This window comes from Streptomyces sp. NPDC086519 (assembly GCF_040686075.1).
Taxonomy (GTDB): domain Bacteria; phylum Actinomycetota; class Actinomycetes; order Streptomycetales; family Streptomycetaceae; genus Streptomyces; species Streptomyces shenzhenensis.
Genome location: NZ_JBFBJL010000001.1, coordinates 185,394 through 207,255 on the forward strand (window position 1 = coordinate 185,394; position 21,862 = coordinate 207,255).

Below are 21,862 nucleotides of genomic sequence, written 5' to 3' on the forward strand. Positions count from 1 at the left end.
TGCCTTACGCGTCGACCTTCTCCATGACCTCGTCGCTGACGTCGAAGTTGGCGAAGACGTTCTGCACGTCGTCGCTGTCCTCAAGGGCGTCGATCAGCTTGAAGATCTTCTTGGCGCCCTCCTCGTCCAGCTCGACCTGCATGGTCGGGACGAAGTTGGCCTCGGCGGAGTCGTAGTCGATCCCGGCGTCCTGGAGGGCGGTGCGGACGGCGACCAGGTCGGTGGCCTCGCTGAGCACCTCGAAGGACTCGCCGAGGTCGTTGACCTCCTCGGCGCCCGCGTCCAGGACCGCGCCGAGCACGTCGTCCTCGGTCAGCTCGCCCTTGGGGACGATCACGACGCCCTTGCGGTTGAAGAGGTACGACACCGAGCCGGGGTCGGCCATCGAACCGCCGTTGCGGGTCATGGCGACGCGGACGTCGGAGGCCGCGCGGTTGCGGTTGTCGGTGAGGCACTCGATGAGCACCGCGACGCCGTTCGGGCCGTAGCCCTCGTACATGATCGTCTCGTAGTCGGCGCCACCGGCCTCAAGGCCACCGCCGCGCTTGACCGCGGAGTCGATGTTCTTGTTCGGGACCGACTGCTTCTTCGCCTTCTGGATGGCGTCGTAGAGAGTCGGGTTGCCCTCGATGTCGACCCCGCCCATGCGGGCCGCGACCTCGATGTTCTTGATCAGCTTCGCGAAGAGCTTGCCGCGTTTGGCGTCGATCACGGCCTTCTTGTGCTTCGTCGTAGCCCATTTAGAGTGGCCGGACATCTGCCTGTCTCCTTCGCGTAACCCATCCACACAACGAACGCCAGAGATCCTACTAGGACTGGGCCGCCCGGTTCGCGTGCACCATGTCGACGAACAGGGCGTGCACGCGGTGGTCGCCGGTCAGTTCCGGGTGGAACGACGTGGCGAGCGCGTTGCCCTGGCGGACCGCGACGATGTGGCCGCCGTGCTCGGCGAGCACCTCGGCCCCGGCGCCGACCGACTCGACCCAGGGGGCGCGGATGAACACGCCCTCCACAGGATCGCCGTCGATCCCGCGTACGTCGACCGCCGCCTCGAACGACTCGTTCTGCCGCCCGAAGGCGTTGCGGCGCACGATCATGTCGATGCCGCCGACGGTCTCCTGGCCCGAGCGCGGGTCGAGGATCTTGTCGGCGAGCATGATCATGCCCGCGCAGGTGCCGTAGACGGGCATTCCGTCGCGCACGCGCGCACGCAGCGGCTCCATCACGCCGAACAGGACGGCCAGCTTGGAGATGGTGGTGGACTCGCCGCCCGGGATGACGAGGCCGTCCACCTCGGCGAGTTCCTCGGGGCGCCTGACCGGCCTGGCCACGGCGTCGGCCGCGGCCAGGGCGATGAGGTGCTCCCGTACGTCGCCCTGGAGAGCCAGGACGCCTATGACAGGTGCGTCGGTCATGTGTGCGAAACCCTCTGGCCTTACCAGCCGCGGTTGGCGTAGCGCTCGGTCTCGGGGAGGGTGTCGCAGTTGATGCCGACCATGGCCTCGCCGAGGTTGCGGGACGCGTCCGCGATGATCTTCGGGTCGTCGTAGAAGGTGGTCGCCTTGACGATGGCGGCGGCGCGCTTGGCCGGGTCGCCGGACTTGAAGATGCCGGAGCCGACGAAGACGCCCTCGGCGCCGAGCTGGCGCATCAGCGCCGCGTCGGCCGGGGTGGCGACGCCACCGGCGGAGAACAGCACCACCGGGAGCTTGCCGAGCTCGGCGACCTCCTTGACCAGCTCGTAGGGGGCGCGCAGCTCCTTGGCGGCGGCGTACAGCTCGTTGTTGTCGCAGCCGCGCAGCTTGGCGATCTCACCCTTGATCTGGCGCAGGTGGCGCACGGCCTCGACGACGTTGCCGGTGCCGGCCTCGCCCTTGGAGCGGATCATGGCCGCGCCCTCGGCGATCCGGCGCAGGGCCTCACCGAGGTTGGTGGCACCGCAGACGAAGGGGGTGGTGAAGGCCCACTTGTCGGAGTGGTTGACCTCGTCGGCCGGGGTGAGGACCTCGGACTCGTCGATGTAGTCGACGCCGAGTGACTGCAGGACCTGGGCCTCGACGAAGTGGCCGATACGGGACTTGGCCATCACCGGGATCGAGACCGCCTCGATGATGCCCTCGATCATGTCCGGGTCGGACATCCGGGCCACCCCGCCGTCCTTGCGGATGTCGGCCGGGACGCGCTCCAGGGCCATGACGGCGACGGCGCCCGCGTCTTCGGCGATCTTCGCCTGCTCCGGCGTGACGACGTCCATGATCACGCCGCCCTTGAGCTGCTCGGCCATGCCGCGCTTCACACGGGCGGTGCCGGTCTCGGGGGTCTGGTTCTCACTGGTGGACACGGGTGACCTCACTCGCTGAAAAAGGGTTTCTGCGAACACCGAGCAAACGCGAGTGGACCAGTCCACAGCAAGGGCCAATGGGAAGCCGGTGGATCCTTTTGCGGTCAGGCCGGGCGCTCGACCAGCGCGGGGGGCGGCTCGTCGTCCATCTCGAAGGCCAGCGGGAAGGGGGCGTGTCCGGCCAGCCGGAACCAGCGGACCTTGCGGTGTTCGCGCAGCCGGCGGGCCGCGCCGACGGCGTCGTTGTGGAAGCGGCGGGCCATCGGGACCCTGCGCACCGCCTCGGCCAGCTCCCGCGCGGCCGCCTCGCCGCCGGGGGCCTCCCGGACCTCCTCGACCTGCTGCGGGTGCTCGAAGACGGCACGCAGGGCCTGGCTCAGCTCGCTCTCCGCGACCTCCCGCTGCTCCTCCTCGGCCTGCCGGGCGGCGTGCGCGGCCTCGTACAGCACGATCGACGAGGCGGGGTCCAGCACGCCCGAGGTCGCCAGTTCCTGGGCCACGGAGGCGCGCCGCAGCAACTGGGCGTCGAGGGCGGCACGGGCGGCGTCGATGCGCGAGTGCAGCCGGTCGAGACGGCCTGCGGTCCAGCTCAGGTACAGGCCGATCACCGCGAGGGCGGCGAGAATCGAGAGCGTCCAGACGAGCGTTGCGGTCACGGGCGGAACGCTATCGGACGCACCGCATGCCCGGTCACCGTCACCGTAGGACGCCTCGCATCAGCGCCCGGTGGGGGCGCGGGGCCGTATCCGACACGCGGCCACCGCCGCGTGGGCACGACCAGCCACAACAGCGCCGCACACGCCAGACGGCACACGGCACACGGCACACGGCACACGGCAGATCGCGGCGCCCCCGGCGGAGCGCCTAGTCCCGCGCCAGCCCGAACCGCGCCCGCAGTCCCGAGCGCTCGTCGGTCGCCACCGCTGCCGCGCCCGCCGTCACCGTCTCGTAGACGGACATGATGTCCGCGCCCACGGTGGACCAGTCGAAGCGCCGAACGTGCACGCTGCCGCGGGCGCTCAGCTCGGCCCGGCGCTCCGGGTCCTTCAGGAGCCGCACCGCCGCTTCCGCCAGCGCGTCCGCGTCCTCGTTGGCGAAGAGCTCGCCCGCCGTGCCCTGGTCCAGGACCTGGGTGAAGGCGTCGAGATCGGAGGCGAGGACCGGGGCACCCGCGGACAGGGCTTCCACCAGGATTATCCCGAAGCTCTCGCCGCCCGTGTTGGGTGCGATGTACAGGTCGAGGCTGCGCAGGAAACGGGCCTTGTCCTCGTCGCTGATCATGCCCAGGAACTCCACCCGGGAGCGCAGCTCGGCGGGGAGGGACTCGACCGCGGCCTCCTCGTCGCCCCGGCCGGCCACCAGGAGCCGGGTCTGCGGGCACTCGGCGATGATCCTGGGCAGGGCCTTCATCAGCACCGGGAGACCCTTGCGGGGTTCGTCGATGCGGCCGATGAACCCGATCGTCCCGCCCGCCCTTGCGTCGCCGCCCTCGACCGGGCTTCGCACCCCTCCCGACTGCCACTCGGGGCGCGGCTCCGCCTTGGCGAAGAAGTCGACGTCGACGCCGTTGGGGATCACGACCGCGTCCCCGCCGAGGTGCTCGACCAGCGTGCGGCGGGCGTACTCGCTCACCGCGATCCGGGCGCTGATCTTCTCCAGGGCGGCCTGGAGGATCGAGTACGCAGCGATCATCGCTCGGGAGCGGGGGTTGGAGGTGTGGAAGGTCGCCACCATCGGGCCCTGCGCCGCCCAGCAGGTCAGCAGGCCGAGGGAGGGCGAGGCCGGCTCGTGGACGTGGACCACGTCGAACGCGCCGTCGTGCAGCCAGCGGCGCACCCGCGCGGCGGACAGGAAGCCGAAGTTGAGCCGGGCCACCGAGCCGTTGTACGGCACCGGGACCGCGCGGCCCGCCGAGACGACGTAGGGCGGCAGCGGGGTGTCGTCGTCGGCGGGGGCGAGGACGGAGACGTCGTGGCCGAGACCGATGAAGTACTGGGCGAGGTCGCGGATGTGGAACTGGACGCCGCCTGGGACGTCCCAGGAGTAGGGGCAGACGATGCCGATCCTCACGACGGTCCCTTCGCGGGGTCGAGGTCGGCGAGCCACAAGCGCTGGAGCATGTGCCAGTCCTCCGGATGGTCGGCGATCCCGGTGGCGAAGGCGTCGGCCAGCGCCTGTGTCATGACAGACGTCTTCGCGGCCTTGTCACCTGTCTCGGGTACCTCGATCGGGGCGTGCACCCGGCCCTTCATGACGGGGGTGTCGTCGTACCAGAGCGTCACGGGGAGCAGATGGGCGCCGGTCTGCTGGGCCAGCAGGGCCGGACCGGCGGGCATCCGCGCGGTGTCGCCGAAGAAGCCGACCTCGATGCCGGAGGCGGACAGGTCGCGGTCGGCGACCAGGCAGACCAGGCCGCCGTCGCGCAGCCTGCGGGCCAGGGTGCCGAAGGCGGTGCCGCCGCTGTGCGGCAGGACCTCCATGCCGAGGCCCTCGCGGTAGGCGACGAAACGGTCGTAGAGGGTCTCGGGCTTGAGCCGCTCGGCGACCGTGGTGAACGGGGTCCGCAGCTCGGTGGTGACCCAGGCGCCGGCCAGGTCCCAGTTGGCCAGGTGCGGCAGCGCGAGGATCACCCCGCGCCCGGAGGCGAGGCCGTCGGTCAGGTGGTGGACGTCCTTGACCTCGAAACCGGTCCGGATCCGCTCCTCGCTCCAGGACGGCAGCCGGAAGGACTCCATCCAGTAGCGCAGGTACGAGCGCATGCCCGCGCGGGAGAGCTCGCGCAGCCGCTCCGGACTCGCGTCGGGCAGCACGCGCGCGTAGTTGGATTCGAGCCGCTGGACACCCTTGCCGCGCTGCCTCCAGGCGAGGTCCGCGATGGAGGTGCCGAGGCGCGCGGCGACCGGCTCGGGGAGCTTCTTGACGGTGCTCCAGCCGAGACCGTACAGAGCGTCGGTGAGTCGGTCGGCGGCGGTCACTGCGCGGCCTCGCTCCCGTGGGAGGCCTTCTCGCGCTCGGCCGCGGCCTCCGCCTCGGCGGACTCCCGGCGGACCGTGACGACCCGCTGGACGAGGGTGACCAGGCTGCCCACGGCGACGACCCACAGGGCGATCGGCAGCAGGATCTGGATGCCCGGGACACCGAACTTGTGGAAGCCGGCCAGACCCGCGGCCACCAGCGAGATCACCAGGCGCTCGGCGCGCTCCACCAGACCGTTGACGGCCACCGGCAGCCCGATCGACTCGCCGCGCGCCTTGGTGTACGACACCACCTGGCCGCTGGCCAGGCAGAAGATGGAGACCGCGCACAGGACATCGTTGTTCCCGTTGCCCGCGTACCAGAGGGCGAAGCCGCCGAAGACGGCGCCGTCGGCGACCCGGTCCAGGGTGGAGTCCAGGAAGGCACCCCAGCGGCTGGTGCGGCCCAGCTGGCGGGCCATGTTGCCGTCCACCAGGTCCGAGAACACGAACAGCGTGATCACGATCGTGCCCCAGAAGAACTCGCCCCGGGGGAAGAAGACCAGCGCGCCCGCGACCACTCCGGCCGTGCCGAGGAGCGTGACCGTGTCCGGGCTCACGCCCCGGCGGATGAGAAACGCGGCGAACGGTGTGAGGACACGCGTGAAGAATGCACGCGCGTACTTGTTCAGCATGGCCTTCCCGACGGTCGTTGCGCCGTGCGGCCCCTGCTGGCCACCCCGGCTGGCCCATCGTAGCCACGCGCGTGTGTGTGCGACGGGCGGGCGCTCACAGTCGGGACCGGCGGCCGGGCCGGAAGCGTCCCGCGGGCGCGATCGCGTCCTTCGTATGGACGCGCCGTGACGGGAGTGGAAAGCTCGAATAACCGCGGGCGTCATCGGAGCCGCCACCGCACGCGGCCCGCCATGCTCGCCCGCGCCCACAGAGACCTCACCGTGCACGGGAGGCAGGACCATGGGCGACAAGGTCAAGGAACACCCCGGAGCCGCCGGCAGGGCAAGGGCGGCCGACCACCCCGCGTCCGTACGGAATGTGGTGCTGGTCGGCCACTCCGGATCGGGCAAGACCACCTTGGTGGAAGCTCTCGCGCTGACCGCGGGAGCGGTGAACCGGGCGGGCCGGGTGGAGGACGGCGGAACCGTCTCGGACTACGACGACATCGAGCACCGGCAGCAGCGCTCCGTACAGCTGTCGCTGGTACCGGTCGACTGGAACGGAATCAAGATCAACATCCTGGACACCCCGGGATACGCCGACTTCGTCGGAGAGCTCAGGGCCGGTCTGCGCGCCGCGGACGCGGCCCTCTTCGTCGTCTCGGCCTCGGACGGGGTGGACGGCTCGACCCGTATGGTCTGGGAGGAGTGCGCGGCGGTCGGGATGCCGCGGGCGATCGTCGTCACGCACCTGGAGGCCGCCCGCGCGGACTTCCAGGAGATGACCCGGGTGTGCGCCGAGGCGTTCGGCGCCGACGACCCCGACGCCGTACTCCCCCTCTACCTGCCGCTGCACGGCCCGCAGGGTCCGGACGGGCACGCGCCCGTGACCGGGCTGGTCGGCCTGCTGACGCGGAAACTGTTCGACTACTCGACGGGGGAGCGCAAGGAGTCCGAGCCGGGACCCGACCAGCTGCCGGACATCGAGGAGGCCCGCAACCGGCTCATCGAGGGGATCATCTCGGAGAGCGAGGACGAGACGCTCATGGACCGCTATCTGGGCGGCGAGCAGATCGACCTCAAGACGCTGATCGAGGACCTGGAGCGGGCCGTGGCACGCGGAGCCTTCTTCCCGGTCCTGGCGGCCGCCCCGGCCGCCGACGGCGCCCGCCAGGGCCTTGGCACGGTCGAGCTCCTGGAGCTGGTCACCGGCGGCTTCCCGACTCCCTTCGAGCACCCCACGCCCGGGGTCACCACCATCGACGGCACACCGCGCGACATCAAGCCGTGCGACACCGGCGGCCCGCTGGTGGCCGAGGTGGTCAAGACCGCCTCCGACCCGTACGTCGGCCGGGTCTCGCTGGTCCGGGTCTTCTCCGGCACCCTGCGCCCCGACGAGACGGTCCATGTCTCCGGGCACGGCCTCGCCGACCGCGGCCACGAGGACCACGACGTCGACGAGAAGATCGGCGCCCTGTCCACACCGTTCGGCAAACAGCAGCGCCCGGTCACCCATGTCATCGCCGGCGACCTGGCCTGCGTGGCCAAGCTCGGCCGGGCGGAGACCGGCGACACCCTCTCCGGCAAGGACGACCCGCTGCTCATGGAGCCGTGGGAGATGCCCGACCCGCTGCTGCCGCTCGCCATCGAGGCGCACAGCAAGGCCGACGAGGACAAGCTCTCGCAGGGCCTCGCCCGGCTGGTCGCCGAAGACCCCACCATGCGGCTCGAACAGAACCAGGACACCCACCAGGTGGTGCTGTGGTGCCTCGGCGAGGCGCACGCGGACGTCGCCCTGGAGCGGCTGCGCAGCCGCTACGGCGTCCAGGTCGACGTCGTACCGCACAAGGTGTCCCTCCGGGAGACGTTCGCCGAGAAGTCCGCCGGACGCGGCCGGCACGTCAAACAGTCCGGCGGGCACGGGCAGTTCGCGATCTGCGAGATCGAGGTGGAACCCCTGCCGGGCGGCTCCGGCATCGAGTTCGTCGACAAGGTGGTCGGCGGCGCGGTGCCCCGGCAGTTCATCCCGTCGGTCGAGAAGGGCATCCGGGCCCAGGCCGTCAGGGGGGTCGCCGCCGGCTACCAGCTGGTCGACGTGCGGGTCACGCTGCTCGACGGCAAGGCGCACTCGGTGGACTCCTCCGACGCCGCCTTCCAGACGGCCGGCGCGCTGGCGCTGCGGGAGGCCGCGGCGGACGCGAAGATCCATCTCCTCGAACCGGTGGCCGAGGTGTCCGTGCTGGTCGGCGACGACTACGTGGGCGCCGTGATGAGCGACCTGTCCGGGCGGCGCGGCCGGGTGCTGGGCACCGAACAGACCAGCGGCGGACGCACCCTCGTCAGGGCCGAGGTACCGGAGTTCGAGATCGGCCGGTACGCGGTCGACCTGCGCTCCCTCTCGCACGGCACCGCGCGGTTCAGCCGCTCGTACGCGCGGCACGAACCGATGCCGCCGCAGATCGCCGAGAAGATTCGCGAACAGGCCAAAGAGGCCTCCTAGTTGGTCCGGCAGTGGACAGCGGTGCGGATCAGGGGGGCGCCGACAGCCGGCAACGGGGGCGTTCGGCGGGCGGCTTCGGCCGTCCGTCGAACGCCTGTCGGTGGCTGGGGATACTCTGACTACTTGATCAACAGGTGTGCGGAGTACGGAAGTCGGGAAGGCCGCAGAAGCGGGACGGCGGCAAGTGGGGGCGGAAATGAGCTTCGAGGACTTCTTCGGGCCACAGGTGCCCAGGCCGGGCGGCGAGGCGCAGGCACCGACCTACGCCCTGGCGTCGGCGGCCTACCGGGACACGCCGATGGAGGAGATCAAGAAAGCCGACAACGAGTGGCACCAGTCCACGGTCACCGAGGGCCGCAAGTGGGCGAAGATATTCCGGCCCAACTTCGGTGAGGCGTACTCCCAGGCGGTCATCGACCGCATGCTGGGGGTCGGCCGCAAACCCCTGATCCAGTCCTTCGGCAGCGAACCCCAGGTGGTCGTCGAGCACTGCCTCGCGGCCAACCGCATCCGCCGGGAACGCGATCTGCGGCTCACCGCCGTCATGCTCCTGTGCGGCGTGCTGTTCCTGCCCGGTCTGCTGGTCTGGCTGGGGGTCTTCCAGCTCCGGGCCACCATGCTGAAGGCCGACAACAAGCGGGTCTCCGGGCTCGGCAGCGCCCTGCTGGCCGCCGTCGGCGTCCTCGCGGTCATCTTCCTGATCCGGATGCCGCTCACCGGCTTCTGGGGGTGGTACGCGCGCGGCTGCATCGTGCTCCCGGTCGTCGGCTGGTACCTGGCCAAGCGGCTGTGCGAGCGCACCGCGAGGGACCTGCGCGCGGCCTGGGACGGCCTGCTCTCCGGCGGCAGCGTCGGCGCCAAGGTCCCGGAGGCGGTGCCGACCAGCCCCGACCAGGCCGCGGCCGAGCAACTGCGCCAGTCCCTGGCCCGGCTCAGCGCCGAGCAGCAGTCCAACTCGGTCTTCTACGCCGGTCCCAAGGGCATACTCGGCATGGGCACCCGGTGGGGCTCCTGGCACCTCGCCGAGGAACTGGTCCCGCTCGATCCGGTCAAGGGCGTCCACGAGTTCCGTGCCTGGACCGTCGTCCGGGAGATCGAGAAGGAGCTGAGCGTGCTGCACCGGCAGCACCTGAAGACCGGCGGCTTCCCGCCACCGCAGGTCAAGCACTGGATCGTCACCCATGTCGGAGAGGGCGCCAAGGCGGTGCCCAGGCCCGAGGGGGCCGACTACCAGGTGGGGCCCTCCGACGTGGAGCGGATCTGCAACAACAACCACTTCGACAAGGGCGAACGGCACTACCTGGGCGTGCAGTGGCCGCACCTGTGGAACGGCGACCTGATCATCACGATGATGACCACCGTCACCGTGCTGAAGGAGACCTTGCGGATCGAGGTCACCGGACACGCCCTCGGTCCGGTCAACGGCCTGTTCAGCGGCAAGCCCGAGGCCCCCACCAAGACAGTCGCCAAGACCGTGAGGTTCTGGGAGACCCGGACCGTCAAGCTGCCCCTGGTCACCCCGGACGAGGTGGTCCGGCTGGGCGCGCGGGCGGTGATCAGCTGGTATCCGCCGCTGCTGAAGTGGCTGGGCGGTTCCATAGGCCTGCCCGAGCCGTTCGGCCTCCGGCACGCCTGGGCGGACCAGCCCTGGAAGCACCGTTTCATGGCCGACGACGCGCTGCGCGCGGCCACGCCGGTGCTCCGGGCGGTGCACCGGGCCGCGTTCACCGTGCTCAAGGAGCACGACGTCAACATGGACAAGTTCAACGCGCGGGCGGGAGCGCTCAGCGGGTCGGTCCAGGACGTGGCACCGAAGAAGGCCGACACCTACGACGCGTGAGAGCGGCGGTTCCCCTCCCCGTGTTCCGGGGAGGGGAACCGGGGGACCTACACCGCCGGCCAGGCCTCGGCCAGCATCTTGCGGGTGTCCGCCAGCAGCTGCGGCAGCACCCGCGTGTGGCCCACCACCGGCATGAAGTTGGTGTCGCCGCCCCAGCGCGGGACGATGTGCTGGTGCAGGTGGGCCGCGATACCGGCACCCGCCACCGAGCCCTGGTTCATGCCGATGTTGAAGCCGTGGGCACCCGAGGCCGTGCGCAGCGCGGTCATCGCCTGCTTGGTCAGCTCGGCCAGTTCGACCGTCTCCGGGCCGGTCAGGTCCGTGTAGTCGGCGACATGGCGGTAGGGGACGGTCATCAGGTGGCCGCCGTTGTAGGGGTAGAGGTTGAGCACGGCGTAGACGTGCTCGCCGCGCCTGACGACGAGCCCGTCCTCGTCGGACTTGGCCGGGATCGAGCAGAAGGGGCAGCCGTCGTCGGCCCCCGGACCGGTCGGCTTGTTCTCACCCTGGATGTAGGCCATCCGGTGGGGTGTCCACAGGCGCTGGAACGCGTCCTGCGTCCCCACTCCGATCTGCTGCTCCGGCTCACTCGTCATGCTGAGCAGCATATGGCTTCGCCCGTTCGCGGCGTGTCGCCGGGGCCGGGGCAAAGCGGTCGGCGGCGAAGCTGGGCGGATGGACGACGACAGCCGGCTGACTCGCTGGGAGCGAGCGGCCGACATCCCGCTCGGCACCGCGTCACTCGTCTTCCTGGGCGCGTACGCGGTGCACGTACTGGTGCCCGGCCTGTCGCAGGCTGTTCACGCCCTCCTCCTGTCACTGACCTACACCGCGTGGGCGCTGTTCGCCCTCGACTTCGCGGTGCGCTGGCGGCTGAGCCATGAAGGACCGGGGTTCGTACGACGGCACTGGCTGGACGCCGTCGTCCTGCTGCTGCCCCTGCTGCGGCCGTTGCAGATCGTGCGGACCTACGAGGCGCTGCAGCGCCGGAAGAGCACCGAGCCCCGGCTCGCGCTGCACGCGCGCGTGGCGCTCTACTCGGGGTTGTCGATCGCACTGCTGGGATTCGCGGGCGCGCTCGTCGTCTACCAGGCCGAACACGCGGCCCCCCACGCCACGATCCGCACCTTCGGCGAATCCGTCTGGTGGACCTGCGAAACCCTCGCCACCGTCGGTTACGGCGACTTCGTCCCGGTGACCACCGAGGGCCGTATCGTCGCCGTGGGGCTGATGGCCTGCAGTCTGGCACTGCTGGGGACGGTCACAGGGTCGTTCTCGAGCCTGCTGCTACAGCGGTTCGCACTGGGCGAGGACGAGAGGAAGCCCCCGGAGAAGTGACAGTGATCTCCGAGGGCTCCTTCGAAGCCGGCGGGGTCAGACCTGGGCCCGCTCCTCGACCACCTTCACGATCTTGGCGATGGCCTCGTCGAACGGGATGCCGTTCTCCTGCGAGCCGTCGCGGTAGCGGAAGGAGACCGAGCCGGCCGTCATGTCCTCGTCGCCCGCGATGACCATGAAGGGCACCTTCTGCTTCTGGGCGTTGCGGATCTTCTTCTGCATGCGGTCGGAGGACGCGTCCACCTCGACCCGCAGGCCCTTCTTCTTCGCCTCGGCGGCGAACTTCCGCAGGTACTCGACGTGCCCGTCACCGATCGGGATGCCCACCGCCTGGACCGGGGCCAGCCAGGCCGGGAAGGCACCCGCGTAGTGCTCCAGGAGCACCGCGAAGAACCGCTCGATGGAGCCGAACAGGGCGCGGTGGATCATCACCGGGCGCTGCTTGGAGCCGTCGGCGGCGGTGTACTCCAGGTCGAAGCGCTCGGGCAGGTTGAAGTCGAGCTGGACGGTCGACATCTGCCAGGTGCGGCCGATGGCGTCCTTGGTCTGCACGGAGATCTTCGGGCCGTAGAAGGCGGCGCCGCCCGGGTCGGGGACCAGCGGGAGGCCCTGCTTCTCGGCGACCGCGCGAAGGGTGTCGGTCGCCTCCTCCCAGACCTCGTCGGAGCCGACGAATTTCTCCGGGTCCTTGGTGGACAGCTCCAGGTAGAAGTCGGTGAGGCCGTAGTCGCGCAGCAGGTTCAGGACGAAGGTGAGCGTCTTGTCGAGCTCGTCCGCCATCTGCTCCTTGGTGCAGTAGATGTGCGCGTCGTCCTGGGTGAAGCCGCGGGCCCGGGTGAGGCCGTGCACGACGCCCGACTTCTCGTACCGGTACACGGTCCCGAACTCGAAGAGCCGCAGCGGCAGTTCACGGTAGGAGCGGCCGCGCGCGTCGAAGATCAGGTTGTGCATCGGGCAGTTCATGGGCTTGAGGTAGTAGTCCACGCCCTCGTCGAGCTGCATGGGCGGGTACATGCCGTCGGCGTACCAGTCCAGGTGGCCGGACGTCTCGAAGAGCTTCCCCTTCGTGGCGTGCGGGGTGTAGACGAACTCGTAGCCCTCCTCCTCGTGCCGGCGGCGCGAGTAGTCCTCCATCACGCGGCGGACGATGCCGCCCTTGGGGTGGAAGACGGCGAGGCCGGAGCCGATCTGCTCCGGGATGGAGAACAGGTCCAGCTCGCTGCCCAGCTTGCGGTGGTCGCGCTTCTCGGCCTCGGCGAGGAAGTCCAGGTACTCCTTCAGCTCGTCCTTGGACGGCCAGGCGGTGCCGTAGATGCGCTGGAGCATCGGGTTCTTCTCGCTGCCGCGCCAGTAGGCGGCCGCGTTGCGCATCAGCTTGAACGCCGGGATGAGACGGGTCGACGGCAGGTGGGGACCGCGGCAGAGGTCCTTCCAGCACAGCTCGCCGGTCTTGGCGTCCAGGTTGTCGTAGATCGTCAGCTCACCGGCGCCGACCTCGACGTCCGCGCCGTCGTCGCTCGACGCCGAGCCCTTGAGGCCGATCAGCTCCAGCTTGTACGGCTCGGAGGCCAGCTCCTCGCGGGCCGCGTCGTCGGTCACCACGCGGCGCGAGAACCGCTGGCCGCGCTTCTGGATCTCCTGCATCTTCTTCTCGATGGCCCTGAGATCCTCGGGCGTGAACGGCTTCGCCACGTCGAAGTCGTAGTAGAAGCCGTCCTTGACCGGCGGGCCGATGCCCAGCTTGGCCTCGGGGAAGATCTCCTGGACGGCCTGGGCCATGACGTGCGCGGTGGAGTGGCGCAGGATGTTGAGGCCGTCCTGCGAGGAGATCTCGACGCCCTCGACGGTCTCGCCGTCCTTCACCTCGTACGCGAGGTCCTTGAGCTCACCGGCCACCCGGGCGGCGATGATCGAGCGCTCGCCGGCGAAGAGCTCGGCGGCCGTAGTGCCCGTCGTCACCACGCGCTCTTCCCGCTCGGAATCGCGTTGGATGATCACACGGACGTCTGACACCGGTCTCTCCTGACTGAAGGTGGATGCGGCGCCATACCAGGAGCGCGCGCAATACCGGATCGTACCGACCCGGCCCCACCGACCGCGAAACGGTTACCGACAGTGGCCCGTCAGTCGCAGTCGTCCCCTCCGCACGCCTCCTCGAAGAAGTCGAGGTTCTCCTGGAGGGACTTCAGCAGCCGGTCCCGGTCGGACTCGTCCACCTGCACCGGTACGACCCCGGAGGCGCCGGACAGCCGCCGGAAGCCGCCCCGGCTCTCCAGCCGCCCGTGCACCCGCACCGGGAGCCCCACGAGGTGGGCCTGCCCGGCGATCCGGTAGTCCTCCTCGTCGAGCGTGACCCGGAGGTACGGCACCTCGGCGCCGGCGATCACCCGCAGCCGTACCGCGCCCTCGCCGCGCGGCTCCGAGCGGCGCATCCGCACCACGGCGCCGGTGACCCGGACCGCGACCGAGGGTTCGTCGCGCAGATAACGGGCGCCTGCCTCGCGCAGCACGGGCAGGTCCCCGGGTGAGAACTCGACGGGCTCGCTGGTGGCCGCGCAGTCGTCGGGGGCGCCGGCGCCCGGCGCCCACTCGACGGAGATCCGGGCGCCTTCGGTGCCGCGCACGAGCATGACGAGGGCGTCGGTCAGTTCCCGGCTGACGCCCGCCTCGACGGCTCCGTCGAAGGCGTCCATGCCGCCGGTGGCCCGCTGGTAGTCGATGGCCTCGCGGGCGGCGTACAGGGCCTGGTGGAGGCGTATGGCCAGGGGCCGGCCGGTGCCGACGGGCACGAAGGCGGTCAGACCGCGCCCGCCCTCCGCGGAGCCGACGAGGACGGACTCCAGCAGGGCGGCGGCCGCGCGCTTGTGCCGGGCGCCGTAGTAACCCGCACGCGCGCGGGTGGCGAGCGCGCCCGCCAGCAGGGTCCCGCGGGCGGCGGCGCGCAGCTGCTCCTCGGCCGTCCAGGACGCGGCGTCCGCCGGCCCGCTGGGCACGTCCCGCCACCAGCGGATCTCGTCACTGGGCACGGCGAGCCCCACCAGCACCGCGCGCGCGGCGGGCGTACCGCTGCGTACGAGAGCCGTCAGCGCCTCCCCGAGCAGATCGTCACTGTCCGGGAAGGCGCGGCTCTCGGGTACCAGCAGGCTGGTGCCGGTGCTGCCCGGCCCGGGTGGGGTCCAGCGGCCGTAGCGTCCCGGGGCTCCCCCGCGCCGCTGCCAGCCGTGCCGGCGCAGCAGTGCGCCGAGCACGACGGGGTCCACGTCGGCGGGCTCGGGCGGACGGCTCCAGTGCGGGTCGTCGGGATGCGGCCGGACCTCCCGCAGCTGCTCCTCGTACGGACGGTGCCTCATGGTCTGCCTCCCGTCCCGACCCGCGTCATGATCTCGCACAGCGCCCGGTCGTCGAAGATGCGCGAGGTCGGCACCCGCACGGTGGTCCGGTGCCGGCCGGTGACCGGATGCCCTGCCAGGTTGACCCAGTAGCAGCAGTGGCGCAGATCGAGCCGGTCGTGGCTGGCGCGCAGCCAGTCGTCCTGGGAGCGCGGTACCAGCATCACCACCAGGATCTTGTGCACCGACACCGGCGAGCGGGCGAGCTTGCGCAGGTGGTCGTTGTCCAGCGTGAAGGAGAAGAAACGTCCCGGCGGGTTCGGTGCGATCTGGTAGGTGCACTTGAGCTGCACCTTTATCGTCACCTCGTCGTCGACGGTGTGACCGGGCGAGCCGTGGCTGACGTGCCAGTCGATGCCGTTGTCCGGGAACGGCTGCGACAGCGAGCAGCCGGCCGCCGCCGCGACGGCGTGCAGATAGCCCACCTGCAGTGTCTCCATGCAGGCGGTGGTGGCGAGTGTGCCGCGATGGGGGCCCGTGCGTTCGGGCAGCAGCCCGCCCCGCTCGGGCTGCGCTATCGCCATGACCAACAGCCTTCCCAGCCAGGAGTTTCCCCGTGGCGGGCCGCTGAACTGCAAAGACCCGCACTCCTGTTGTGTCCTTCCGGCGTACGCCGCAAACGGCCCGGGTATCACCAAACAGGCAGAAGACGGAACGTCACCTGCCGTGGGTGAACAAGGAGTTGTATTGGCATGACGTGCTGGTACGAGGGGCCCTTGGCGGCCTTCGACACGGAGACCACGGGCGTGGACGTGGAGACCGACCGCATCGTGTCCGCCGCGGTCGTCGTCCAGGACGCCCCGGGCACCCGGCCCCGGGTGACCCGCTGGCTGGTCAACCCGGGCGTGCCGGTGCCGGAAGCGGCGACGGCGGTGCACGGGCTGACGGAAGAACACCTGCAGCGCAACGGCCGCTGGCCGGCGCCGGTGATGTACGAGATAGCCGAGGAACTGGCCGAGCACGCGGCGCTGTACCGCCCGCTGGTGGTGATGAACGCGCCGTTCGATCTGACCCTGCTGGACCGCGAGTTGCGCCGACATCGGGCGTCCTCGCTGGACCGCTGGTTCGAGGCGAGCCCCCTGCTCGTCCTCGATCCCCGGGTCCTGGACAAGCATCTGGACCGCTACCGCAAGGGCCGCCGCACCCTGACCGACCTGTGCGCGCACTACGAGGTCACTCTCGACGGCGCGCACGACGCGGGCGCGGACGCGCTCGCCTCCCTGGAGGTGGTACGGGCGCTGGGCCGCCGTTTCGCGCCCCGCCTGGAGCGCCTGACCCCGGCCGAGCTGCACAGCCTGCAGACGACCTGGCACGCGGCACAGGCGCGTGGCCTCCAGGCGTGGTTCACCCGCAGCGGCACAGCGGAGACGGTGAACACGTACTGGCCGCTGCGGCCGGAACTGCCGACGGCGGCGTGAGGGGCGGGGCGCCGACACCGGTGCCCCGCCTGTCACTTCACCAGGAACCGCCGCCTCCGCCACCGGCGCCGCCCCCGACACCGCCGAAGGAGGAACCGCCGCCGGAACCGCCCGACCTTCCGGAACCGCCTGAGCTGGAGGGCGGACTGGAGCTGGAGACGATCATGGCGGCGAGCAGCAGGTCGGCGCGGTCGAGGGGGCGCGGCGCGGTGCGCCGGCCCGGTGCCGCCGCCGAGGCGCCGACGGCCTCCTCCCAGGCGGACTCGACGCCGAGGGCCACGGCCCAGGCCGTGTACAGGTCCGCCTGCCGTCCGGTGGGCAGTTCGCCGGGGACGGTGCCGGGATCGGCCAGATAGCGCCGGAAGGCCTCCACTCGAAGCCACAGAGCGGTGCCGCGCGCGGTGCGCCGGTCCAGTTCCCATCCGCAGGCGGCGAGCGTGAGGCCGATGCCCGAGACGACGGCCGCCGCCACCACGACGGGCCACCCGGCGGCGATGCGGCGGCCGGTGAGGACGCCACCGGTGATCACGAGCACGAAGCCGGCCAGCGCCGAGAACGCACCGGCTTTCCCCGCCGTCTCCGCACGGCACGCGGCGTCGAAGTCCCACAGGTCGCTGCCCGTACACCAGTTGTGCAGCCGGGTCGCCAGGCTCTGCCAGCCCGACCTGAACAGGGCGTCCCGCATGCCGAGGGTGAGGCTGTCGCGGCCGCCGAACATCGTGCCGAGGATGTCCTTGACCTCCCGGTCGACCGGCTCTCCCGCGCGCTCGCGCCGTCTCAGGACCGGGCGCCTGTGGTCGCCCCCGATGCTCAGATGGCCGTCCGCCGCGGCGGTGAGCAGCCACGCCACCCGGTGCCGGTCCTCGACGGTCTCGGTGAGCAGGATGCCGCCCTGCGCCGGGGTCAGCTCGTCGGGCGGGGCGGCGGACGGGGCGACCGTGCGGCGGAGCCGCTCGACCGCGACGCCGCGCTCCCGGCCGCCGTCCTCCGCCAGCCGGTCCCGCCCGAGGAACCGCAGGACGAGGACGGTCAGCGCGACGGCGGCGAGCGCGGCGGCGAGGAAGAGTCCGCCGGTGCGCATCGGGTGCGGGAGGGTCGTGCCGACGGCCGGGCCGGAGGGCGCCGCGGGCAGGACCGGCTTGCCGGCCGCCTTGGTCTTCCCCGCGGTGGCGTACAGGGTGACGCCCTCGTGGCCGGTCAGCCTGTCGAGCCTGATGACGAGGTGCCCCGGTTCGCTCTGGCCGGCCGTGCAGGGCTTCCCGGCGTCCCAGCTGCCGTGCTCGCAGCGCACGCCGGTGAACCCGTACGCGTCCACGACGTGGATCTCCACGTCGGCCCGGTCGACTTTCCACCCGGTGCCGACGGCGTCCCAGGCGAGCTTGTGGCCCTTCACCACGTCGGGGAGCGTGTACTGGATCAGGTACCGGTGGATGCCGCCGACCGTGTGGCCGGGGTCGCCCACCTTGAGGCGCTCGGCGTAGGAGGACCTGCCGCTCTCGTCGCGGTAGGCGTCGCCGATGCCGCTCTCGTAGGGGACCTTGTGGCCGTCCATGGTGGCGCGGACGTTGTCGTAGAAGTCCGCGTCCGGCACGTCGCGGTAGATGCCGTGGGTGTCTCCCGAGTGCCCGAAGTCGTAGTCGACGACCTCGGTGATCCGGGCGCTCCCGTCCGCCCGGATCACGGCGCCCACCCACATCGAGGTGACGCGCTCCTTGTTCGCCAGAGCCTGGGTACCGGCGGCGATCCCGCCGAGCACCACCAGCACACCGACGACGACGCCGAGCGCCCACACCCTGCGCCGGCTCACGGAAGCCCTTCTCCGCCGCCGTGGCCTGTCCTTCTCCTTGCTCACTGAGCCCCCCTCAGACGCAAAGAAGCCGGTCTGCACAGGCAGACCGGCCTTCCCGGTGGTGGGCGATACTGGGTTCGAACCAGTGACCTCTTCGGTGTGAACGAAGCGCTCTCCCACTGAGCTAATCGCCCGGGAACGCAGAGAACGATACAGGTACCGGCGGGTCTCGTTCAAACCGCTCGGAGGTGCCTGAGCAGTCCGCGCCGCCCCGCCCGCATCATCAGCCGGTGATTGACACGGAAGAACGGCCGTCCGGGGACGGCGAGTCGGCGCAGCAGCGGTTTGTGCACGTCGACGACCTGGTCGTAGCGGGCGAGGGTGCCGGTGCCGGTGGTGGTGACCGTCCAGCGGGACCAGCCCTCGATGTCACCGGTCATCGCGACCTCCAGGACCCCCGCGTCCGGGTCGCGTCGTGTCTCACGCGCGGTGAACGTGAGGTCGTACGGCAGGGCCGAGCGGATGGTGAGGACGCCGGTGGTGTCGCTCAGCCGGCTCACCGAGCGCACCTGCGGCCACCAGCGCGGATAGTCCTCGACCCGCTCCAGCGCGGCGTAGACGACGGTGCGGGGCACCGGCAGGGGCCACAGGCTGCGGAAACGGTAGTGGGTCCAGTCCATGGGCGGAGTCTTCCCGGGCGGGCGGTCTGAGTACGCGTACTCATGGCCGCCGCACGTGACCTGGACCACACTCGACGGTACGAGCGCCGCCGCCCGTGTGACGGCGCTCCCCCGGTTTTCCGTCAGGGCATCTTGTCGCCGAGCAGCGCCAGGTTCTCGATGGCCGCGAGCCCGTACAGCGCGGTGTCGTTGGAGGACACCCAGCTCGCCTCGCTGCCCGCGACCAGCGTGACCGGGCCGGAGAGCGGCTCGGTCTTCCACGGTGAGGACTCCGTGTAGCCGTCGGAGCCGTAGAACTTCGTCCACGCGCGCTGGGCGAGCGTCGCGTCGCCGGTCTGCACGGCGGCGTACGCGTCGAGGCGCGAGTGGCCCTGGAAGAGCAGCAGGGTGCCGAAGTTCGAGCCGTAGCGGGCCGCCTGCTCCGCCTTGGTGGCGTTGAAGTAGCGGCAGTAGTCGAAGTACGCCTCGTTGAACTTCGGCATGTCGATCAGGTAGATGAGTTCGGCGCAGAGTTCGTTGAGGCCGAAGACCGCCGAGAGGTGGGAGACGGAGACCACCGCGGTGGTGGCGGTCGCGAACCTGCCGGTGTCGAGGTCGTAGAGGCCGCTGCCCTGGACGAAGCCGTTGGGCTGGGCGGCGATGCCCTCCATGGTCGACAGGACGCGGGCCTTGGCCTTCTCCCACTTCGGGCCCTTGCGCTCCCACTCGGTCAGCCAGGCCGAGACCAGGCCGCTCCAGTCGGTGCCGAAGCCGATGGAGAGGGCGTGCCGGTCAGGGGTGTAGGGATCGGTGCGGACCTTGCGCTGCGGGTCCAGGACGAGGAAGGTCTCGTCGGAGTCGACGTTGGCGGCCATGAGGTCGCCGACGCGTTCGTCGGCGGTGAGGAAGTAGTAGAAGCGCCGGTAGGTGGTGTTGGAGATGCGCTGTTGTTTGGCGCTGTCCGCGTAGTGCTGGACGCCGTGCCGGGTGCCTAGGCCGGCCCACTGGCCGAGGTGGTAGACGTCGACCTCGCCGGTGTGCCGGGTGAGCGCCTCGGCGAACCGGAAGATGTCCGCGCGGCCGCTTCTCAGGTACGCGTACCAGAGCCACAGGTCGGGCGAGAGCTCGGAGTTGTCCCAGGCGTAGCCGCCGATGTCGTACCGCCACTGGTGGCGCACGGCGTCATAGGTGTGCATGAAGTCGCCGTAGTCCCAGAAGCCGTACCAACGGCGTTGCTCCACCTGGTCCTTGTAGTAGGTGAAGAGGAAGTCGAGGTGGTCCTCGATCTTCGCCTTGGCGGCGGTGGAGCGGTCGGGCTCGGAGTAGAGGCCGGGGCCGAAGACCTTGGCCTTGATGAGCTGTCCGGGCGGGGCGGTGAGCTGCGGCAGCGTCCGTACGGCCGCGACCTGTTCGGCCAGCGCCTGAGCCGAAGGGGTCGACTCGTTGGCCCAGAAGAGGAGTTCGGAGGTACGGGCGATGCCGTACGGCGTGCCGAACTCGGGCTCGTAGTCCTCGTAGGTGATGTTGAGGCCTTCGAGCTGCTCGGCGTAGGTGTCCTGGCCCATGCCGTCGTGGTAGAAGCGCAGGTCCATCGGCTGGGCCTCGGGCGACCAGAGCCAGAGGGTGACCTCGGCCGCGTCGGTGTGGGCGTCGCGGATGTCGAGCTGTGCCGGGAACTTCTCCCAGAAGTCGCGCAGGCCGAAGGAGAATCCGCCGCTCGCCCCGCCGACGTAACCGAACCCGGAGGCCCGCTTGCCGCCGCCGGCCGCGATCCAGCCGTACCCCTTCTTGGTGCGCTTGCGCAGGGTGAAGCCGTCGGCGGAGAGCTGGGCGAGGGTGTAGTCGCCCCAGTGCGGGATGTACTGGAGGCGGGTGGTGACGCGCTGGTCCCAGGTGGCGGGGTCGGGGAGCTTCTGCCCCGCGTACTGGGCCGCCTGGACGGCCGCGCCCGGGTCGCGGCGCAGGCCCGTGATGCCCTGAACGGCCTCTCGCAGCAGGCCCGTTCCCTCGCCGCCGATCCGCACATGCCGGTCGTACGCCTCGTCGCGCATCGGCACGGTGAAGCGCACGCCCAGCCCGCGGACGAAGTCGCCGCTCGCCTTGCCCGGTTCCTGGGTGCCGTCGTAGGTGATGGTGTGGACCATCCGGAAGGAGTCGGCGCCCGCGTAGAAGTAGAGGCGGATCGAGAACGGCAGCCAACTTCGGCTGCCCCTGCGGTGCTTGCCGTCGACGCGGACGACGGCCCGGACGGGGCCGTCCTGCTCCACGGTGACGGAGTCGATCGCGCCGTCGAAGCACTCGGTCCTGACCGTGCCCTGGTCCTCGTCCTCGATCTCGGGCTGGCGGACGAGGACCAGCCGCCCGTTCCTGGCGATCTCGGTGGAGCCCCGGGTGACGGACCTGACGATCGTCGAGCCGTTCTTGCCGATCCTCACGGTGATCACACCGGTGGACACGTCGATCGTGCCGCCGCTCCTGTCGACGGTGACCTGCTGAGCGGGGGCGGCCGGTTCGCCTGCCGCGAGGGTGAGCTTGCCGTTGCCGGAACTGACCGCGTGGGCGGTCCACTTGAGGGAGCCGTCGGGCCAGTAGGCGATCGGCCAGGACTGGACGGCCACGGCCTTGCCGTCCGCGTCGGTCAGCGCGAAGGGCTGGTCCTCCTGGAACGCGCCCATCGGCCAGGGCACGCCGACGGTCGAGCCGGGCGCGGCGCCCAGGCCGCCGTCCTCCAGCCAGTCCAGGGTCACCGGGTCCGCGTCGGCGGCCTCGGCCCCGGGCGCGGCCTGCGCGTCCTTGGCGCCCAGCGCCCAGCTGAACTGGGCGGCGGCGCCGGCGGCGGCGGCCGCCTTGAGGAGGGACCTGCGGGGAATGGGAGACATGTCCGCCTTTCCTTTCCGTGCGAGTGCGGGGACGGTCATGGACGGGATAGTCAGGGGCATGACAGAGAGAGGCGCGGCGCC

18 protein-coding genes and 1 tRNA gene are annotated in these 21,862 nt (G+C 70.9%); 4 read left to right on the top strand and 15 right to left on the bottom strand.

Annotation, left to right across the window (positions count from 1 at the left end; genetic code table 11):
* Positions 1-4: 4 nt before the first annotated feature.
* The 7 genes from AB0P24_RS00825 to pgsA form a co-directional block, all read right to left on the bottom strand.
* Positions 5-757: a YebC/PmpR family DNA-binding transcriptional regulator gene (locus tag AB0P24_RS00825; RefSeq protein ID WP_365789634.1), complete on the bottom strand. Its 753-nt coding sequence runs from the start codon at positions 755-757 to the stop codon at positions 5-7.
* Between the two features lie 52 nt (positions 758-809).
* Positions 810-1,415 (bottom strand): pyridoxal 5'-phosphate synthase glutaminase subunit PdxT, encoded by a 606-nt coding sequence (pdxT, locus tag AB0P24_RS00830; protein WP_365789636.1) that lies wholly within the window; start codon positions 1,413-1,415, stop codon positions 810-812.
* Between the two features lie 20 nt (positions 1,416-1,435).
* Complete coding sequence (gene pdxS, locus AB0P24_RS00835; protein WP_093505318.1) at positions 1,436-2,341, bottom strand: pyridoxal 5'-phosphate synthase lyase subunit PdxS; 906 nt, start codon at positions 2,339-2,341, stop codon at positions 1,436-1,438.
* A 104-nt stretch (positions 2,342-2,445) separates the two neighbouring features.
* A complete protein-coding gene (locus AB0P24_RS00840; RefSeq protein WP_365789638.1) occupies positions 2,446-2,997 on the bottom strand; it encodes a hypothetical protein in 552 nt (183 codons plus the stop codon).
* Between the two features lie 208 nt (positions 2,998-3,205).
* Positions 3,206-4,411, bottom strand: a complete 1,206-nt coding sequence (locus AB0P24_RS00845; RefSeq protein ID WP_365789640.1) for a glycosyltransferase family 4 protein — start codon at positions 4,409-4,411, stop codon at positions 3,206-3,208.
* Positions 4,408-5,316 (bottom strand): phosphatidylinositol mannoside acyltransferase, encoded by a 909-nt coding sequence (locus tag AB0P24_RS00850; protein WP_365789642.1) that lies wholly within the window; start codon positions 5,314-5,316, stop codon positions 4,408-4,410. Before AB0P24_RS00850 ends, AB0P24_RS00845 begins: the two co-directional genes overlap by 4 nt.
* Positions 5,313-5,990: a phosphatidylinositol phosphate synthase gene (gene pgsA / locus AB0P24_RS00855; RefSeq protein ID WP_365789644.1), complete on the bottom strand. Its 678-nt coding sequence runs from the start codon at positions 5,988-5,990 to the stop codon at positions 5,313-5,315. The genes AB0P24_RS00850 and pgsA overlap by 4 nt, the downstream gene beginning before the upstream one ends.
* 280 nt (positions 5,991-6,270) lie before the next feature.
* On the opposite strand from pgsA, the gene AB0P24_RS00860 reads away from it, so the two are divergent.
* Both AB0P24_RS00860 and AB0P24_RS00865 read left to right on the top strand, forming a co-directional pair.
* On the top strand, positions 6,271-8,469 hold the full coding sequence (locus AB0P24_RS00860) for an elongation factor G-like protein EF-G2 (protein ID WP_365789646.1): 2,199 nt from the start codon (positions 6,271-6,273) through the stop codon (positions 8,467-8,469).
* Between the two features lie 196 nt (positions 8,470-8,665).
* Entirely contained in the window at positions 8,666-10,309 is a 1,644-nt protein-coding gene (locus tag AB0P24_RS00865; protein WP_365789648.1) for a hypothetical protein, read from the top strand.
* Between the two features lie 47 nt (positions 10,310-10,356).
* On the opposite strand, the gene AB0P24_RS00870 is transcribed toward AB0P24_RS00865, so the two are convergent.
* Entirely contained in the window at positions 10,357-10,917 is a 561-nt protein-coding gene (locus AB0P24_RS00870) for an HIT domain-containing protein (RefSeq protein WP_365789650.1), read from the bottom strand.
* A 67-nt stretch (positions 10,918-10,984) separates the two neighbouring features.
* On the opposite strand from AB0P24_RS00870, the gene AB0P24_RS00875 reads away from it, so the two are divergent.
* Positions 10,985-11,647: a potassium channel family protein gene (locus AB0P24_RS00875; RefSeq protein WP_365789652.1), complete on the top strand. Its 663-nt coding sequence runs from the start codon at positions 10,985-10,987 to the stop codon at positions 11,645-11,647.
* 36 nt (positions 11,648-11,683) lie between these two features.
* Here AB0P24_RS00875 and thrS read toward each other — a convergent pair whose 3' ends face one another.
* The 3 genes from thrS to AB0P24_RS00890 all read right to left on the bottom strand — a co-directional run bounded on the left by thrS (position 11,684) and on the right by AB0P24_RS00890 (position 15,560).
* Positions 11,684-13,660 (bottom strand): threonine--tRNA ligase, encoded by a 1,977-nt coding sequence (gene thrS / locus AB0P24_RS00880; RefSeq protein WP_365789654.1) that lies wholly within the window; start codon positions 13,658-13,660, stop codon positions 11,684-11,686.
* A 110-nt stretch (positions 13,661-13,770) separates the two neighbouring features.
* Complete coding sequence (locus AB0P24_RS00885) at positions 13,771-14,997, bottom strand: hypothetical protein (RefSeq protein ID WP_365789656.1); 1,227 nt, start codon at positions 14,995-14,997, stop codon at positions 13,771-13,773.
* Positions 14,994-15,560 carry a DUF4365 domain-containing protein gene (locus AB0P24_RS00890; RefSeq protein ID WP_365789658.1) on the bottom strand — a complete coding sequence of 189 codons (567 nt, stop codon included), beginning with the start codon at positions 15,558-15,560 and terminating at the stop codon, positions 14,994-14,996. Before AB0P24_RS00890 ends, AB0P24_RS00885 begins: the two co-directional genes overlap by 4 nt.
* Positions 15,561-15,728: 168 nt before the next feature.
* Here AB0P24_RS00890 and AB0P24_RS00895 point away from each other — a divergent pair, with 168 nt between their 5' ends.
* Positions 15,729-16,454 carry a 3'-5' exonuclease gene (locus tag AB0P24_RS00895; RefSeq protein WP_365789661.1) on the top strand — a complete coding sequence of 242 codons (726 nt, stop codon included), beginning with the start codon at positions 15,729-15,731 and terminating at the stop codon, positions 16,452-16,454.
* 37 nt (positions 16,455-16,491) lie between these two features.
* Here the strand turns inward: AB0P24_RS00895 and AB0P24_RS00900 are convergent, their stop codons facing one another.
* From AB0P24_RS00900 to AB0P24_RS00915, 4 genes are all read right to left on the bottom strand, one after another.
* Positions 16,492-18,261: a DUF2207 domain-containing protein gene (locus tag AB0P24_RS00900; RefSeq protein WP_365789663.1), complete on the bottom strand. Its 1,770-nt coding sequence runs from the start codon at positions 18,259-18,261 to the stop codon at positions 16,492-16,494.
* A gap of 101 nt (positions 18,262-18,362) precedes the next feature.
* Positions 18,363-18,437: transfer RNA gene (locus tag AB0P24_RS00905), tRNA-Val, on the bottom strand.
* A 39-nt stretch (positions 18,438-18,476) separates the two neighbouring features.
* Entirely contained in the window at positions 18,477-18,923 is a 447-nt protein-coding gene (locus tag AB0P24_RS00910; protein WP_365789665.1) for an SRPBCC family protein, read from the bottom strand.
* Between the two features lie 122 nt (positions 18,924-19,045).
* Entirely contained in the window at positions 19,046-21,781 is a 2,736-nt protein-coding gene (locus tag AB0P24_RS00915; RefSeq protein WP_365789667.1) for a Tat pathway signal sequence domain protein, read from the bottom strand.
* Positions 21,782-21,862 lie beyond the last annotated feature (81 nt).

Excerpts from the sequence above, each read along its gene's own strand:
- AB0P24_RS00825 (WP_365789634.1), bottom strand. The coding sequence starts at position 757 with ATGTCCGGCCACTCTAAATGGGCTACGACGAAGCACAAGAAGGCCGTG.
- pdxT (WP_365789636.1), bottom strand. The coding sequence starts at position 1,415 with ATGACCGACGCACCTGTCATAGGCGTCCTGGCTCTCCAGGGCGACGTA.
- pgsA (WP_365789644.1), bottom strand. The coding sequence starts at position 5,990 with ATGCTGAACAAGTACGCGCGTGCATTCTTCACGCGTGTCCTCACACCG.
- AB0P24_RS00860 (WP_365789646.1), top strand. The coding sequence starts at position 6,271 with ATGGGCGACAAGGTCAAGGAACACCCCGGAGCCGCCGGCAGGGCAAGG.
- AB0P24_RS00865 (WP_365789648.1), top strand. The coding sequence starts at position 8,666 with ATGAGCTTCGAGGACTTCTTCGGGCCACAGGTGCCCAGGCCGGGCGGC.
- AB0P24_RS00870 (WP_365789650.1), bottom strand. The coding sequence starts at position 10,917 with ATGCTGCTCAGCATGACGAGTGAGCCGGAGCAGCAGATCGGAGTGGGG.
- AB0P24_RS00875 (WP_365789652.1), top strand. The coding sequence starts at position 10,985 with ATGGACGACGACAGCCGGCTGACTCGCTGGGAGCGAGCGGCCGACATC.
- AB0P24_RS00885 (WP_365789656.1), bottom strand. The coding sequence starts at position 14,997 with ATGAGGCACCGTCCGTACGAGGAGCAGCTGCGGGAGGTCCGGCCGCAT.
- AB0P24_RS00890 (WP_365789658.1), bottom strand. The coding sequence starts at position 15,560 with ATGGCGATAGCGCAGCCCGAGCGGGGCGGGCTGCTGCCCGAACGCACG.
- AB0P24_RS00895 (WP_365789661.1), top strand. The coding sequence starts at position 15,729 with ATGACGTGCTGGTACGAGGGGCCCTTGGCGGCCTTCGACACGGAGACC.
- AB0P24_RS00910 (WP_365789665.1), bottom strand. The coding sequence starts at position 18,923 with ATGGACTGGACCCACTACCGTTTCCGCAGCCTGTGGCCCCTGCCGGTG.
- AB0P24_RS00915 (WP_365789667.1), bottom strand. The coding sequence starts at position 21,781 with ATGTCTCCCATTCCCCGCAGGTCCCTCCTCAAGGCGGCCGCCGCCGCC.